The organism is Pseudomonas sp. HC1(2025) (assembly GCF_058742075.1).
On record NZ_CP196017.1, the window covers coordinates 5463448 to 5477117 of the forward strand.

17 protein-coding genes are annotated in these 13670 nt (G+C 61.8%); 13 read left to right on the forward strand and 4 right to left on the reverse strand.

The window, feature by feature from the left end:
- Window positions 1-11 precede the first annotated feature (11 nt).
- Entirely contained in the window at window positions 12-377 is a 366-nt protein-coding gene (gene pilH, locus ACSSVH_RS24595; protein WP_169953561.1) for a twitching motility response regulator PilH, read from the reverse strand.
- A 44-nt stretch (window positions 378-421) separates the two neighbouring features.
- Entirely contained in the window at window positions 422-829 is a 408-nt protein-coding gene (pilG, locus tag ACSSVH_RS24600; protein WP_032858786.1) for a twitching motility response regulator PilG, read from the reverse strand.
- Window positions 830-1067: 238 nt separating this feature from the next.
- On the opposite strand from pilG, the gene gshB reads away from it, so the two are divergent.
- The 7 genes from gshB to ACSSVH_RS24635 all read left to right on the forward strand — a co-directional run bounded on the left by gshB (window position 1068) and on the right by ACSSVH_RS24635 (window position 6991).
- A complete protein-coding gene (gene gshB, locus ACSSVH_RS24605; RefSeq protein WP_029300457.1) occupies window positions 1068-2021 on the forward strand; it encodes a glutathione synthase in 954 nt (317 codons plus the stop codon).
- 77 nt (window positions 2022-2098) lie between these two features.
- On the forward strand, window positions 2099-2998 hold the full coding sequence (locus ACSSVH_RS24610) for an energy transducer TonB (protein ID WP_169953560.1): 900 nt from the start codon (window positions 2099-2101) through the stop codon (window positions 2996-2998).
- Window positions 2999-3098: 100 nt separating this feature from the next.
- Complete coding sequence (locus ACSSVH_RS24615; protein ID WP_170042156.1) at window positions 3099-3668, forward strand: YqgE/AlgH family protein; 570 nt, start codon at window positions 3099-3101, stop codon at window positions 3666-3668.
- Complete coding sequence (gene ruvX, locus ACSSVH_RS24620) at window positions 3668-4105, forward strand: Holliday junction resolvase RuvX (protein WP_005792259.1); 438 nt, start codon at window positions 3668-3670, stop codon at window positions 4103-4105. Before ACSSVH_RS24615 ends, ruvX begins: the two co-directional genes overlap by 1 nt.
- Window positions 4106-4187: 82 nt before the next feature.
- On the forward strand, window positions 4188-4694 hold the full coding sequence (gene pyrR / locus ACSSVH_RS24625) for a bifunctional pyr operon transcriptional regulator/uracil phosphoribosyltransferase PyrR (protein WP_169953558.1): 507 nt from the start codon (window positions 4188-4190) through the stop codon (window positions 4692-4694).
- A 24-nt stretch (window positions 4695-4718) separates the two neighbouring features.
- Window positions 4719-5723 (forward strand): aspartate carbamoyltransferase catalytic subunit, encoded by a 1005-nt coding sequence (locus tag ACSSVH_RS24630; RefSeq protein ID WP_038444135.1) that lies wholly within the window; start codon window positions 4719-4721, stop codon window positions 5721-5723.
- Window positions 5720-6991, forward strand: coding sequence for a dihydroorotase (locus ACSSVH_RS24635; RefSeq protein WP_169953557.1), 1272 nt, complete (start codon window positions 5720-5722; stop codon window positions 6989-6991). Before ACSSVH_RS24630 ends, ACSSVH_RS24635 begins: the two co-directional genes overlap by 4 nt.
- 112 nt (window positions 6992-7103) lie before the next feature.
- Here ACSSVH_RS24635 and ACSSVH_RS24640 read toward each other — a convergent pair whose 3' ends face one another.
- Window positions 7104-7532 (reverse strand): NINE protein, encoded by a 429-nt coding sequence (locus ACSSVH_RS24640; protein WP_169953555.1) that lies wholly within the window; start codon window positions 7530-7532, stop codon window positions 7104-7106.
- Between the two features lie 249 nt (window positions 7533-7781).
- Here ACSSVH_RS24640 and ACSSVH_RS24645 point away from each other — a divergent pair, with 249 nt between their 5' ends.
- Entirely contained in the window at window positions 7782-8417 is a 636-nt protein-coding gene (locus ACSSVH_RS24645; RefSeq protein WP_492633841.1) for a C40 family peptidase, read from the forward strand.
- A gap of 76 nt (window positions 8418-8493) precedes the next feature.
- Here ACSSVH_RS24645 and ACSSVH_RS24650 read toward each other — a convergent pair whose 3' ends face one another.
- Entirely contained in the window at window positions 8494-9528 is a 1035-nt protein-coding gene (locus tag ACSSVH_RS24650; protein ID WP_172313648.1) for a type IV pilus twitching motility protein PilT, read from the reverse strand.
- 57 nt (window positions 9529-9585) lie between these two features.
- Here ACSSVH_RS24650 and ACSSVH_RS24655 point away from each other — a divergent pair, with 57 nt between their 5' ends.
- The 5 genes from ACSSVH_RS24655 (at window position 9586) to metW (ending at window position 13654) form a co-directional block, all read left to right on the forward strand.
- Complete coding sequence (locus ACSSVH_RS24655) at window positions 9586-10272, forward strand: YggS family pyridoxal phosphate-dependent enzyme (protein ID WP_169954934.1); 687 nt, start codon at window positions 9586-9588, stop codon at window positions 10270-10272.
- A gap of 33 nt (window positions 10273-10305) precedes the next feature.
- Window positions 10306-11124, forward strand: coding sequence for a pyrroline-5-carboxylate reductase (proC, locus tag ACSSVH_RS24660; protein WP_057440375.1), 819 nt, complete (start codon window positions 10306-10308; stop codon window positions 11122-11124).
- A 9-nt stretch (window positions 11125-11133) separates the two neighbouring features.
- Window positions 11134-11724 carry a YggT family protein gene (locus ACSSVH_RS24665; RefSeq protein ID WP_057440376.1) on the forward strand — a complete coding sequence of 197 codons (591 nt, stop codon included), beginning with the start codon at window positions 11134-11136 and terminating at the stop codon, window positions 11722-11724.
- 162 nt (window positions 11725-11886) lie between these two features.
- The gene (gene metX, locus ACSSVH_RS24670; RefSeq protein ID WP_169954935.1) at window positions 11887-13026 is read left to right on the forward strand and encodes a homoserine O-succinyltransferase MetX; all 1140 of its coding nucleotides are present in this window, start codon (window positions 11887-11889) and stop codon (window positions 13024-13026) included.
- 7 nt (window positions 13027-13033) lie between these two features.
- Window positions 13034-13654, forward strand: a complete 621-nt coding sequence (gene metW / locus ACSSVH_RS24675) for a methionine biosynthesis protein MetW (RefSeq protein ID WP_029300485.1) — start codon at window positions 13034-13036, stop codon at window positions 13652-13654.
- Window positions 13655-13670 lie beyond the last annotated feature (16 nt).

A 13670-nucleotide genomic window follows, 5' to 3' on the forward strand; every position in this document is an offset into this window, starting at 1 on the left:
GGAACGTGCCGTCAGGACTTGAGCACCGAGTTCAGCACTTCGATCAGCTTGTCTTCTTCCACCGGCTTGGTCAGGTACGCCTTGGCGCCCTGGCGTGCGCCCCAGATCTTGTCGGTTTCCTGGTCCTTGGTGGTGACGATGATGATCGGGATACCGTTGGTTTCCGGCTCCTTGGACAACTGGCGTGTAGCCTGGAAGCCATTGAGGCCGGGCATGACGATATCCATCAGGACGGCGTCGGGTTTTTCCTGGCGGGCCAGGGCCACGCCATCGGCGCCATTCTCGGCCTTGAGGACTTGGTGGCCGTGCTTTTCCAGCATGCCGGTCAGTTTGTACATTTCAGTCGGCGAATCGTCGACGATCAGAACGCGTGCCATGGTTTTCCCCACTACATTGGTTGACGCAAGCCCAGGGGGCTGGGTCAATGTGCTTGTTCTACTGCGGCGAAACCCGGCACATAGGCCTTGATCGCACTGAGCAGTTCTTCCTTGCTGAAAGGCTTGGTCAAAAATTGATCGACGCCGACGATGCGCCCCTTGGCCTTGTCGAACAGGCCGTCCCTGGACGACAGCATGATCACCGGGATGGCCTTGAACGCCGGGTTGTTCTTGACCAGGGCGCAGGTCTGATAGCCATCCAGGCGCGGCATCATGATGTCGACAAAGATAATGTGCGGGTGATGGTCAACGATCCTGGCCAGAGCATCAAAACCGTCGATGGCCGTGATGACTTCGCACCCCACGTTCTTCAACAGCGTTTCAGCGGTGCGGCGAATCGTTTTCGAGTCGTCGATCACCATCACTTTCAAGGCGTTGGAATGCTGTTCCATATCTGCTCTACCATCGCCACAGCGAATCGGGTTTCGGTGTGTACTGCCGGATGCTGCCTGGGACGAGCGCCAAAACCCTTGCCATGCAAGGGCCGACACGCCATGGCAGCCTTTTTAGCACAGACTGGGGAGGCAATCTATCGGCCAACCGGCAAGGTGGTTTTTCCTTGACCCACAACAGCCGCAGCGCCACTCTGACGCCACTTTTATGCGCCCTTATTTGCTAGAGGAATTCCCCATGAGCGTTCGCGTCGGCATTGTCATGGACCCTATCGCCAGCATCTCCTATAAAAAGGATAGCTCGCTGGCCATGCTGCTGGCCGCCCAGGCCCGCGGCTGGACCCTGTTCTATATGGAACAGCGCGACCTTTACCAGGGCGATGGCGAGGCGCGGGCGCGGATGCGCCCCTTGCAGGTGTTCGCCAACCCTGAGAAATGGTTTGAGCTGCAAGACGAGATCGACAGCCCCCTGAGCGACCTGGACGTGATCCTGATGCGCAAGGATCCGCCGTTCGACATGGAGTTCGTCTACTCCACCTACCTGTTGGAGCAGGCCGAGCGCGCCGGCGTGCTGATCGTCAACAAGCCGCAGAGCCTGCGCGACTGCAACGAAAAGCTGTTCGCCACCCTGTTCCCACAGTGCACGCCGCCGACCGTGGTCAGCCGCCGCGCCGATGTGCTGCGTGAATTTGCCGCCAAGCATGGCGATGTGATCCTCAAGCCGCTGGATGGCATGGGCGGCACCTCGATCTTCCGTCACCGCGCGGGCGACCCGAACCTGTCGGTGATCCTTGAGACCCTGACCGCCCTGGGCACCCAGCAGATCATGGGCCAGGCCTACCTGCCGGCAATCAAGGACGGCGACAAGCGCATCCTGATGATCGACGGCGAGCCGGTGGATTATTGCCTGGCGCGTATCCCGGCGGCCGGCGAGACCCGTGGCAACCTCGCGGCCGGTGGTCGTGGCGAAGCCCGCCCGCTGAGCGACAAGGACCGCTGGATCGCCGCCCAGGTTGGCCCGACCCTGCGGGAAAAGGGCCTGCTGTTTGTAGGCCTTGACGTAATTGGCGAGCACCTGACCGAAATCAACGTGACCAGTCCCACCTGTATCCGCGAAATAGACAACGCGTTCGGCACCAATATCGGCGAAATGCTCATGGCGGCAATTGCCGACAAGCTACAAGCCAAGTGACATAGAACAGCCAGATGTAAACCAACATTGCGCTATCATGCGCCACCCGTGAGACGCGCGATGTTGGTTTTCCTGTTATGACGCTTCCGTCCGACCTGCCCCCCGAACTCAGCCACAGCGGCGTACGCCCGGCTGATCGGCTCGGATTTACCCTATTCCTGGCAGCGCTGATTCATTTGGCGTTGATCCTCGGCCTGGGCTTCACGTTCGTCGAACCCCAGCAAATCAGCAAAACCCTGGAAATCACCCTCGCCACCTTCAAAAGTGAGAAAAAGCCCGAGAAGGCTGACTTTCTGGCGCAGGACAACCAGCAGGGCAGCGGCACCCTGGATAAAAAGGCAGTGCCCAAGACCACCGAAGTGGCGCCCTTCCAGGACAACAAGATCAATAAGGTCACCCCGCCTCCAGCGGCCAAGCCCGAGGTCAAGCAGGCCGCGCCCAAGGCCGCCGTCGCCACCATTGCGCCAAAACCCCAGAAGGCCGTGACCCAGCGCGAAGCCGTGAAGACCGAGCCTGTGCCGAGCAAGCCCGCACCGACATTCGACAGCTCGCAACTTTCCAGCGAAATCTCCAGCCTGGAGGCCGAACTGGCCAACGAACAACAGTTGTATGCCAAGCGCCCGCGCATCTATCGGCTCAATGCCGCCTCTACCATGCGCGACAAAGGCGCCTGGTATAAGGACGAATGGCGCAAGAAGGTCGAGCGCATCGGCAACCTGAACTACCCGGACGAGGCCCGGCGCCAGCAGATCTACGGCAACCTGCGCCTGCTCGTATCAATCAACCGCGACGGTTCCTTATATGAAGTGCTGGTGCTGGAGTCGTCCGGCCAGCCATTACTGGACCAGGCGGCACAACGCATCGTGCGCCTGGCCGCACCGTTCGCCCCGTTTACCGGCGACCTGAACGATATCGACCGCCTGGAAATCATCCGCACCTGGCGCTTTGCCAAGGGCGACCGGCTTTCCAGCAATTGACTACCCCACGCTCGCTCCTACACGGGCAACAAATCCGCTAACCGTATTCCTACACATCCCCAGCTTGTCAGTTCGCCCCTCCAACGCCACACTAGCGGACATGAAAAATGTCAGCCCGACTTACCTCAAGCACCAATTCCTGATCGCCATGCCCCATATGGCCGACCCGAACTTTGCGCACACCTTGACCTATATCGTCGAGCACACGGCCAATGGCGCCATGGGGCTGGTGGTCAACCGACCGCAAGACCTGAACCTGGCGGATATCCTTGAGCAACTGCGCCCGGAGATCGACCCACCCGCCAGTTGCCAGGCGGTGCCGATCTACTTCGGTGGCCCGGTGCAGACTGACCGCGGCTTCGTGCTGCATCCCAGCGGCCCGACGTTCCAGGCAACCGTCGACCTGGAGGGCGTGTCGTTGTCCACTTCCCAGGACGTGCTGTTTGCCATCGCTGATGGCGCCGGCCCGCAGCAGAGCCTGATCACCCTGGGTTACGCGGGCTGGGAGGCCGGGCAACTGGAAGAAGAGCTGGCCAACAATGCCTGGCTGACCTGCCCCTTCGATGCCGACATTCTGTTCAACACCGCCAGCGAACTGCGCCTGAATGCCGCGGCCAAGCAGTTGGGGGTCAACCTCAACCTGCTGACCAGCCAGGTGGGGCACGCCTGATGGCCTTGCGACTGATCCTCGGGTTTGATTACGGCACCAAGCAGATTGGCGTGGCCGTGGGCCAGGTCATCACCGGCCAGGCCCGCGAGCTGTGTACCTTGAAGGCGCAGAACGGCATACCGGACTGGAATCAGGTCGAAGCCCTGATCAAGGAATGGAAGCCCGACGCAGTGGTGGTCGGCCTGCCGCTGAACATGGACGGCACCCCCAGCGACATGTGCCTGCGCGCCGAAAAGTTCGCCCGCCGCCTCAACGGCCGCTACAACCTGCCCTTCTATACCCACGATGAACGCCTGACGACCTTCGAGGCCAAGGGTGAGCGTCGCGACCGTGGCGGGCAGAAAGGCAGCTACCGCGACAACCCGGTCGACGCCATTGCCGCCGCCTTGCTGCTGCAGGGGTGGCTGGATGAAAACACTGCTTTATTTGAATCCTGACTGACGCGGCTTGCCGCGTCTTCTTACGTTTGAGCCCGGACTTTGCCAGCGTCACGCTGCCCAAGCCCTTGAAGGAGCCACCATGAGCCTGCCCAATCCCGCCGAACTGATCCGTCAGATGGCGACGAGCCTCACGACCCACCTGCAACACCGCGCCATCAGCGAGCCGCGTTTCATCGGTATCCGTACCGGTGGCGTGTGGGTCGCCCAGGCGTTGCTGCAAGAGCTGGGCAGTGATGCGCCCCTGGGCACCCTGGATGTGTCCTTCTACCGCGATGACTTCAGCCAGAACGGCCTGCACCCGCAAGTGCGCCCGTCAGCGCTGCCCTTTGAAATCGAAGGCCAGCACCTGGTACTGATCGATGACGTGCTGATGAGCGGGCGCACGATCCGCGCCGCCATGAACGAGCTGTTCGACTACGGCCGCCCGGCCAGCATCACCCTGGTCTGCCTGCTCGACCTCGAGGCTGGCGAACTGCCGATCAGCCCGGATGTGGTGGGCGCGACCCTGTCGCTTTCGGCCCAGCAGCGGGTAAAATTGTCCGGTCCCACGCCGCTCGAACTCGAACTGCAAGACCTCGCCCTTTAAACCGCCTTGTAAAGAGTCCCCGCGATGACGCCTCTAGATGCCAAGCGCCCGCTGCAGCTCAACGCTCAGGGCCAGCTGCAACACTTCCTGTCCCTCGACGGCCTGCCCCGCGAATTGCTCACCGAAATCCTCGACACTGCCGACTCGTTCCTTGAAGTCGGCGGCCGGGCGGTGAAGAAAGTCCCGCTGCTGCGCGGCAAAACCATTTGCAACGTGTTCTTCGAGAACTCGACGCGCACCCGCACCACCTTCGAACTGGCGGCCCAGCGCCTGTCAGCCGACGTGATCACCCTGAACGTCTCCACCTCGTCGGCGAGCAAGGGCGAAACCCTGCTCGACACCCTGCGCAACCTGGAGGCCATGGCGGCCGACATGTTCGTGGTGCGTCATGGCGACTCGGGCGCGGCGCACTTTATCGCCGAGCACGTGTGCCCACAGGTAGCGATCATCAACGGTGGCGATGGCCGCCACGCCCACCCGACCCAGGGCATGCTCGACATGCTCACCATCCGTCGGCACAAGGGCGGCTTTGAAAACCTCTCGGTGGCCATCGTCGGCGATATCCTGCACTCGCGGGTGGCACGCTCGAACATGTTGGCCCTGAAAACCCTGGGCTGCCCGGATATCCGCGTGATCGCGCCGAAAACCCTGCTGCCGGTAGGCATCGAGCAATACGGGGTGAAGGTCTACACCGACATGGCCGAAGGCCTGAAGGATGTCGACGTGGTGATCATGCTGCGCCTGCAACGCGAGCGCATGGCCGGTGGCCTGCTGCCCAGCGAAGGCGAGTTCTACCGTCTGTTCGGCCTGACCACCGCACGCCTGGCCGGCGCCAAGCCGGATGCCATTGTCATGCACCCAGGCCCGATCAACCGGGGGGTGGAGATTGAGTCGGCGGTGGCCGACGGTCCGCACTCAGTGATTCTCAACCAGGTCACCTACGGCATCGCGGTGCGCATGGCCGTGCTGTCCATGGCCATGAGCGGGCAAACTGCCCAACGTCAATTCGAGCAGGAGAACGCCCAGTGAAGCTCAGCATTCTCGGCGCCCGAGTCATCGATCCCGCCAGCGGCCTGGATCAAGTCACTGATCTGCACCTGGAAGCCGGCAAGATCATCGCCATCGGCGCCGCCCCCAGTGGTTTCAGCCCGGTTCAGAGCATCGACGCCAAAGGCCTGGTGGCCGCGCCCGGCCTGGTAGACCTGAACGTGGCCCTGCGCGAGCCGGGCTACAGCCGCAAAGGCAGCATCGCCAGCGAAACCCGCGCCGCCGCTGCAGGCGGTGTCACCAGCCTGTGCTGCCCGCCGCAGACCAAACCGGTGCTGGACACCTCGGCCGTGGCCGAGCTGATCCTCGACCGCGCCCGCGAGGCCGGCAATTGCAAAGTGTTCCCCATCGGCGCCCTGAGCAAAGGCCTGGATGGCGAGCAACTGGCCGAGCTGATTGCCCTGCGCGACGCGGGTTGCGTGGCCTTCGGCAACGGCCTGGAGAGTTTCCGCAGCACCCGCACCCTGTGCCGTGCCCTGGAGTACGCGGCCACCTTCGACCTGACGGTGATCTTCCACTCCCAGGACCACGACCTGGCCGAAGGCGGCCTGGCCCATGAAGGCCCTACCGCCAGCTTCCTCGGCCTGGCAGGCATCCCGGAAACCGCAGAAACCGTGGCCCTGGCCCGTGATCTGCTGCTGGTGGAACAAAGCGGCGTACGCGCGCACTTCAGCCAACTGACCAGCGCCCGCGGCGTAGCCTTGATCGCCCAGGCCCAGGCCCGTGGCCTGCCGGTGACCGCCGATGTGGCGCTGTACCAGTTGATCCTGACCGATGAGGCGTTGATCGACTTCTCCAGCCTGTACCACGTGCAACCGCCACTGCGCACCCGCGCCGACCGTGACGGTTTGCGTGCGGCGGTGAAGTCCGGGGTGGTGTCGGCGATCTCCAGCCACCACCAGCCCCACGAACGGGATGCCAAGCTGGCACCGTTTGGCGCGACAGAGCCTGGGATCAGTAGCGTCGAGCTGCTGCTGCCACTGGCAATGACCCTGGTGGAAGATGGGTTGCTGGACTTGCCAACGTTGCTGGCACGCCTGAGCTCAGGCCCGGCGCAAGCGCTGCGCCTGCCGGCGGGCAAGCTGGCGGTGGGTGCGGCGGCGGACCTGGTGCTGTTTGACCCGGCCAGTTCTACTGTCGCCGGCGAGCAGTGGCTGTCCCGCGGTGAAAACTGCCCGTTCATCGGCCATAGCTTGCCGGCGACTGTGCGTTACACCCTGGTGGATGGACGGATCAGCTACCAGGCCTGATCCGCTAAAGTGTGGGAGCTGGCTTGCCTGCGATTGCATCACCTCAGTGTCACTGACATACCGAGGTGCCCGCATCGCAGGCAAGCCAGCTCCCACATGCGCCCAGCGACGCTTACCGCCCGCCCAGGCGCTCGGCATTGCGCACCGAAATCTGCGTGTTCAGTGTCCAGAAGTCATACAGCACGCCAATCAGGAACAAGCCGCCGGTCACCAGGTACAACAGGCCGGTGAGCCATTTGCCCTGATACATGCGGTGCAAGCCAAATACCCCAAGAAACGCCAACAGAATCCACGCCACGTTGTATTCAATGGGCCCGGCGGTAAAACGCAGGTCGGCTTCACGGTCCATTGCCGGGATCAGAAACAGGTCGATCAACCAGCCAATCCCCAGCAAACCAAAGGTGAAGAACCAGATCGTCCCTGTCACCGGCTTGCCGTAGTAGAAGCGGTGTGCCCCGGTAAAACCGAAGATCCAGAGCAGATAACCGATCATCTTGCTGTGAGTGTCCTGTTGCGAAACATCCTGTCGATAGGTGTTCATGAATGACCTCTTTTGCCTCGATAGATAAATATTTCTGGTTTCTTTGTGACTTTTTTACAGGCACCCGACGTACGGCAAATGCTATCGTCGCTTCCCTCAAAGCCTTATGCCGTCTGACTTGTGTAGGACAATTGCGACAGTTCGTCGCGGTTTTCCTGATTTTGACGTCAAGGTTCAGTCGACAAACGGCCTGAGAAAGACACTAAAAGCTGTTATAAAGTTGCGCGCAAACCAACAAGAGCCTGCCTTATGCGACCATTTTTAAAGACATGGCTAACCATTTGCCTATTGATGCCACTGGCCGCCCACGCCACCAATCGTGAGCAACGACTTCCGAACGTTAATGGTTTCACCCCTAAAGTTCACGCCACTACCAGCTCCGCCAAATCGGTAAAGCTCAGCGTCAAGCGCCCGGCTCAACTGAGCAAGGCCAACGTTAAAGCAGTTCCCGGCCTGGTCGTGAGCAATAACCAGAAAAGCAGCAAAGTCTTGAGCCGTGCGGTCAACGTGCTCGGTACCCCTTATCGTTGGGGCGGCAGCAGCCCAAGTAAAGGCTTTGATTGCAGTGGTTTGGTGAAATACGCCTTCAATGATGTAGCTGCGGTGGACTTGCCACGCACCTCCAATGCCATGGCCAGCGGCCACGGGCAGAAGGTTGATCGCAAGGATTTGAAGCCCGGCGACCTGTTGTTCTTCAAGCTCAAGAGCCGCCAGGTCAACCATGTAGCCATTTACCTGGGCAACGACCGTTTTATCCACGCACCGCGCCGTGGCAAGTCGGTCAGTATCGACACCCTGAAAAAACCGTTCTGGAACAAGAACTACGTGATTGCCAAGCGCGTGCTGCCCAAAGAGCAGAACAACCTGCGGATTGTGCAGCGCTGACAGTAAATGCAAATGTGAATGCTGGCTTGTGTGGGAGCTGGCTTGCCTGCATCCCAGGCAAGCCAGCTCCCACATCCTATATATCTGCTGGCACCCGCGCCTGCCCCCGCGCCTCTTCGCGACTAATCAGCCCCTGACCGACCAACCCCTTCAAGCTCATATCCAACGTTTTCATCCCCAACGCCCCACCTGTCTGGATCGCCGAGTACAACTGCGCCACCTTGTCCTCGCGGATCAGGTTACGGACCGCCGGCGTGCCGAGCATGATTTCATGGGCCGCCACGCGCCCGCCGCCGACTTTGCTCAATAACACCTGACTCACCACCGCCTGCAGCGACTCCGAGAGCATCGAGCGGACCATGGCCTTTTCCCCAACCGGGAACACATCCACCAGCCGGTCCACGGTCTTTGCCGCCGAACTGGTGTGCAGGGTGCCAAACACCAGGTGCCCGGTTTCAGCCGCTGTCAGGGCCAGGCGGATAGTTTCCAGGTCGCGCAACTCCCCCACCAGGATCACATCCGGATCTTCGCGCAGAGCAGAACGCAGGGCCGCCGAAAAGCTGTGGGTGTCGCGATGCACCTGGCGCTGGCTGATCAACGCCTTGCGCGGTTCGTGGACAAACTCGATGGGATCCTCAAGGGTCAGGATGTGCTGCTGGCAAGTGTTGTTGAGGTAATCGACCATCGCCGCCAGGGTGGTGGACTTGCCCGAGCCCGTGGCACCTGTCACCAGCACCAGCCCCCTGGGCAGCTCGGCGATGCGCCGGAATACATCGCCAAGCCCCAAGGCTTCCAGGCTTTGGACCCGCGAGGGGATCGCGCGAAACACCGCGCCCATCCCCCGGTGCTGGCGGAACACATTGGCGCGAAAGCGCGCGACACCCGGCACTTCAAAGGAAAAATCCGTTTCAAGAGATGTTTCGAAATCCTTTTGTTGGTGTTTATTGAGGATCGGGCTGAGCAGGTCGGCCAGTTGGGCAGCACTCAGCACCGGCCAATCCAGCGGCAGAACCTCACCATCAACGCGCACCCTCGGCGCCAGCCCTGCCGACAGATGCAGGTCGGAGGCGCCCCGGCTGACACTTGCGGCCAGCAGTTCAGTGATGTCCATAGGGCTATCCATTTCCAGTAGAATGCCGCGGACTCCATATCCACGGGCGCAACTTGAATGTCGACCATAGCAGACAATATCGGCCTGGTTAGTGAGCGCATCCGTGCCGCGGCCCGGGCCGTGCAGCGCGATGAAAGCAGCGTCCACTTGCTGGCCGTGAGCAAGACCAAACCCGCGCAAGCCGTGCGCCAGGCCCATGCCGCAGGGATACGCGACTTCGGCGAGAACTACTTGCAGGAAGCCCTCGGCAAACAGGCCGAATTAACCGACCTGCCCTTGAGTTGGCACTTCATCGGCCCCATTCAATCGAACAAGACGCGCGCTATCGCCGAGAACTTCGCTTGGGTGCACTCCGTGGACCGCCTGAAAATCGCCCAACGCCTGTCCGAACAACGCCCGGCCGACCTGCCCCCGCTCAATATCTGCATCCAGGTCAATGTCAGTGGCGAAGCCAGCAAATCCGGCTGTACACCCGCCGATTTGCCAGCATTGGCCGAGGCGATCCAAGCCCTGCCCCGCTTGAAGCTGCGCGGCCTGATGGCGATCCCCGAGCCCACCGACGACCGCGCGCAGCAAGATGCGGCGTTTGCCGCCGTACGAGACTTGCAAGCGAGCCTGGACCTGGGGCTCGACACACTTTCCATGGGCATGAGCCATGACCTTGAGTCGGCCATTGCCCAAGGGGCCACCTGGGTGCGGATCGGTACCGCCCTGTTTGGTGCCCGCGACTACGGCCAGCCATGAAATGGCTGACTTCCAACTGAGTAAGGACCTGTCATGAGCAGCACGCGTATAGCCTTTATCGGCGCCGGTAACATGGCGGCCAGCCTGATCGGCGGCCTGCGGGCCAAGGGCCTGCAAGCCTCGCAGATTCGCGCCAGCGATCCGGGCGCCGAGACCCGTGCCCGGGTGAGCGCAGAACACGGTATCGAAACCTTCGCCGACAACGCCGAGGCCATCCAGGGCGTCGACGTCATCGTGCTGGCAGTCAAGCCACAGGCCATGAAGGCCGTGTGCGAAGCCCTGCGCCCAAGCCTGGCGCCGCAGCAACTGGTGGTGTCGATTGCCGCCGGTATCAACTGCGCCAGCATGAACAACTGGCTCGGCGCCCAGCCGATCGTGCGTTGCATGCCCAACACGCCATCATTGCTGCGCCAAGGCGTCAGCGGCCTGTACGCCACCGCCCAAGTGAGCGCCGCCCAGCGTGAGCAGGCCCAGGAGCTGTTGTCGGCCGTGGGCGTGGCCCTGTGGCTGGAAGAAGAACAGCAACTGGATGCCGTCACTGCCGTGTCCGGCAGTGGCCCGGCGTATTTCTTCCTGCTGGTCGAAGCCATGACCGCCGCCGGTGTGAAACTGGGCCTGCCACGGGAAATCGCTGAGCAACTGACCCAACAAACCGCCCTCGGCGCCGCGCATATGGTGGTGTCCAGCGATGTGGACGCGGCCGAGTTGCGCCGGCGCGTGACCTCGCCCAATGGCACCACACAGGCGGCCATCGAATCGTTCCAGGCCGGGGGCTTTGAAGCCCTGGTCGAAAAAGCACTGGGTGCCGCCGCGCACCGCTCGGCTGAACTTGCCGAACAACTGGGTCAATAAGGAGCCAATATGATTGGTTTGAACACCGCCGCCGTCTATGTACTGCAAACCCTCGGCAGCCTTTACCTGCTGATCGTGCTGTTGCGTTTTGTCCTGCAACTGGTACGCGCCAACTTCTACAACCCGCTCTGCCAATTCGCCGTGAAGGCCACCCAGCCACTGCTCAAGCCGCTGCGCCGGGTGATCCCGAGTCTGTTCGGCCTGGACATGTCGTCGCTGGTCCTGGCGATCCTGGTCCAACTGGCGCTGATGGCCCTGACGCTGCTGCTGACCTACGGCACCATGGGCAATTTCCTGCAACTGCTGGTCTGGGCCCTGATCGGCGTGACCGCGCTGTTCCTGAAGATTTTCTTCTTCGCCCTGATCATCAGCGTGATCCTGTCGTGGGTCGCACCGGGCAGCCATAACCCGGGCGCCGAACTGGTCAACCAGATCTGCGAGCCGGCCCTGGCGCCATTCCGCAAGATCCTGCCGAACCTGGGTGGCCTGGATATCTCGCCGATCCTTGCGTTCATGGTGCTCAAGCTCCTGGACATGCTGGTGATCAACAACCTGGCGGCAATGACCATGATGCCGGACATCCTGCGCTTGCTGATCTGACCTTTGGAGGAGCCGGCTTGCCGGCGATGGCACCGGCGAAAACGCCATCGCCGGCAAGCCGGCTCCCACAGAAACAAGCCGTCATCAGCCAGGACAAGGTTCGCTTGCCGCTGGCCCCCCCGCTCTTTAGACTTACGCCTCATTTAAACGAGAGCAGGGTCGATGCCAGCTGCCTTCCCCCCCGATTCTGTTGGACTGGTCGTGCCCCAAGTGGCGCACTTCAGCGAACCCCTGGCCCTGGCCTGCGGTCGATCGCTGCCGGCCTATGACCTGATCTATGAAACCTACGGCGAGTTGAACGCCACGGCCAGCAATGCCGTGCTGATCTGCCACGCCCTGTCCGGCCATCACCACGCCGCTGGCTACCACAGCGCCGACGAGCGCAAGCCCGGCTGGTGGGACAGCTGCATCGGCCCCGGCAAGCCCATCGACACCAACAAATTCTTTGTGGTCAGCCTGAACAACCTTGGCGGCTGCAATGGCTCCACCGGCCCCAGCAGCCTCAACCCGGAAACCGGCAAGCCGTTTGGCGCCGACTTCCCGGTACTGACCGTCGAAGACTGGGTGCACAGCCAGGCACGCCTGGCCGACCTGCTGGGCATCCAGCAATGGGCCGCGGTGATCGGCGGCAGCCTGGGCGGTATGCAGGCCCTGCAATGGACCATCACCTACCCCGACCGCGTGCGCCATTGCCTGGCCATCGCCTCGGCCCCCAAGTTGTCGGCGCAGAACATCGCCTTCAACGAAGTGGCGCGCCAGGCGATCCTCACCGACCCCGAGTTCCACGGTGGTTCGTTCCAGGAAGCCGGGGTGATTCCCAAGCGCGGCTTGATGCTGGCGCGGATGGTTGGGCATATCACCTACCTGTCGGATGACTCCATGGGCGAGAAATTCGGCCGTGGGCTCAAGAGCGAGAAGCTCAACTACGACTTCCACAGCGTCGAATTCCAGGTCGAAAGCTACTTGCGTTACCAGGGCGAGGAGTTTTCCGGGCGTTTTGACGCCAACACCTACCTGCTGATGACCAAGGCTTTGGACTACTTCGACCCGGCGGCAAACTTTGACGACGACCTGGCGAAGACCTTCGAGGGTGCCAGCGCCAAGTTCTGCGTGATGTCGTTCACCACCGACTGGCGCTTTTCGCCGGCCCGCTCGCGGGAACTGGTGGATGCGCTGATGGCTGCGCGCAAAGACGTGTGCTACCTGGAGATCGATGCACCGCAAGGCCACGACGCCTTCCTGATCCCGATCCCGCGCTACCTGCAGGCGTTCAGCAACTACATGAACCGCATTACATTGTGAGAAAGCCATGAGAGCCGACCTGGAAATCATCCAAGACTGGATCCCCGCCGGCAGCCGCGTGCTCGACCTGGGTTGCGGCGATGGCGAACTGCTGAGCTGGCTGCGCGACAACAAGCAAGTCACCGGCTATGGCCTGGAAAACGACCCGGACAACATCGCCCAGTGCGTGGCCAAGGGCATCAACGTGATCGAGCAGGACCTGGACAAGGGCCTGGGCAACTTTGCCAGCAACAGCTTCGATATCGTGGTGATGACCCAGGCCCTGCAGGCCGTGCACTATCCGGACCGGATCCTCGACGAGATGTTGCGCGTCGGCCGCCAGTGCATCATCACCTTCCCCAACTTCGGCCACTGGCGCTGCCGCTGGTACCTGGCCACCAAGGGCCGGATGCCGGTATCGGACTTCTTGCCGTACACCTGGTACAACACGCCCAACATTCACTTCTGCACCTTCGAGGACTTCGAAGCACTGTGCAGCGGGCGCGAAGCCAAGGTGATCAACCGCCTTGCCGTCGATCAACAGCATCGCCACGGCTGGGCGAGTAAGCTATGGCCTAATCTTTTGGGTGAAATCGGGATTTATCGGGTCAGCAGTCCTGGCCTGACCGACCACCAGATTGCCGTCTAACCATTTTCGAGGAGGA

What these genes read in the sequence shown, in the direction of transcription:
- pilH (WP_169953561.1), bottom strand. Translation starts at nt 377, where the DNA reads ATGGCACGCGTTCTGATCGTCGACGATTCGCCGACTGAAATGTACAAA.
- pilG (WP_032858786.1), bottom strand. Translation starts at nt 829, where the DNA reads ATGGAACAGCATTCCAACGCCTTGAAAGTGATGGTGATCGACGACTCG.
- gshB (WP_029300457.1), top strand. Translation starts at nt 1,068, where the DNA reads ATGAGCGTTCGCGTCGGCATTGTCATGGACCCTATCGCCAGCATCTCC.
- ACSSVH_RS24610 (WP_169953560.1), top strand. Translation starts at nt 2,099, where the DNA reads ATGACGCTTCCGTCCGACCTGCCCCCCGAACTCAGCCACAGCGGCGTA.
- ACSSVH_RS24615 (WP_170042156.1), top strand. Translation starts at nt 3,099, where the DNA reads ATGAAAAATGTCAGCCCGACTTACCTCAAGCACCAATTCCTGATCGCC.
- ruvX (WP_005792259.1), top strand. Translation starts at nt 3,668, where the DNA reads ATGGCCTTGCGACTGATCCTCGGGTTTGATTACGGCACCAAGCAGATT.
- pyrR (WP_169953558.1), top strand. Translation starts at nt 4,188, where the DNA reads ATGAGCCTGCCCAATCCCGCCGAACTGATCCGTCAGATGGCGACGAGC.
- ACSSVH_RS24630 (WP_038444135.1), top strand. Translation starts at nt 4,719, where the DNA reads ATGACGCCTCTAGATGCCAAGCGCCCGCTGCAGCTCAACGCTCAGGGC.
- ACSSVH_RS24640 (WP_169953555.1), bottom strand. Translation starts at nt 7,532, where the DNA reads ATGAACACCTATCGACAGGATGTTTCGCAACAGGACACTCACAGCAAG.
- ACSSVH_RS24645 (WP_492633841.1), top strand. Translation starts at nt 7,782, where the DNA reads ATGCGACCATTTTTAAAGACATGGCTAACCATTTGCCTATTGATGCCA.
- ACSSVH_RS24650 (WP_172313648.1), bottom strand. Translation starts at nt 9,528, where the DNA reads ATGGACATCACTGAACTGCTGGCCGCAAGTGTCAGCCGGGGCGCCTCC.
- ACSSVH_RS24655 (WP_169954934.1), top strand. Translation starts at nt 9,586, where the DNA reads ATGTCGACCATAGCAGACAATATCGGCCTGGTTAGTGAGCGCATCCGT.
- proC (WP_057440375.1), top strand. Translation starts at nt 10,306, where the DNA reads ATGAGCAGCACGCGTATAGCCTTTATCGGCGCCGGTAACATGGCGGCC.
- ACSSVH_RS24665 (WP_057440376.1), top strand. Translation starts at nt 11,134, where the DNA reads ATGATTGGTTTGAACACCGCCGCCGTCTATGTACTGCAAACCCTCGGC.
- metX (WP_169954935.1), top strand. Translation starts at nt 11,887, where the DNA reads ATGCCAGCTGCCTTCCCCCCCGATTCTGTTGGACTGGTCGTGCCCCAA.
- metW (WP_029300485.1), top strand. Translation starts at nt 13,034, where the DNA reads ATGAGAGCCGACCTGGAAATCATCCAAGACTGGATCCCCGCCGGCAGC.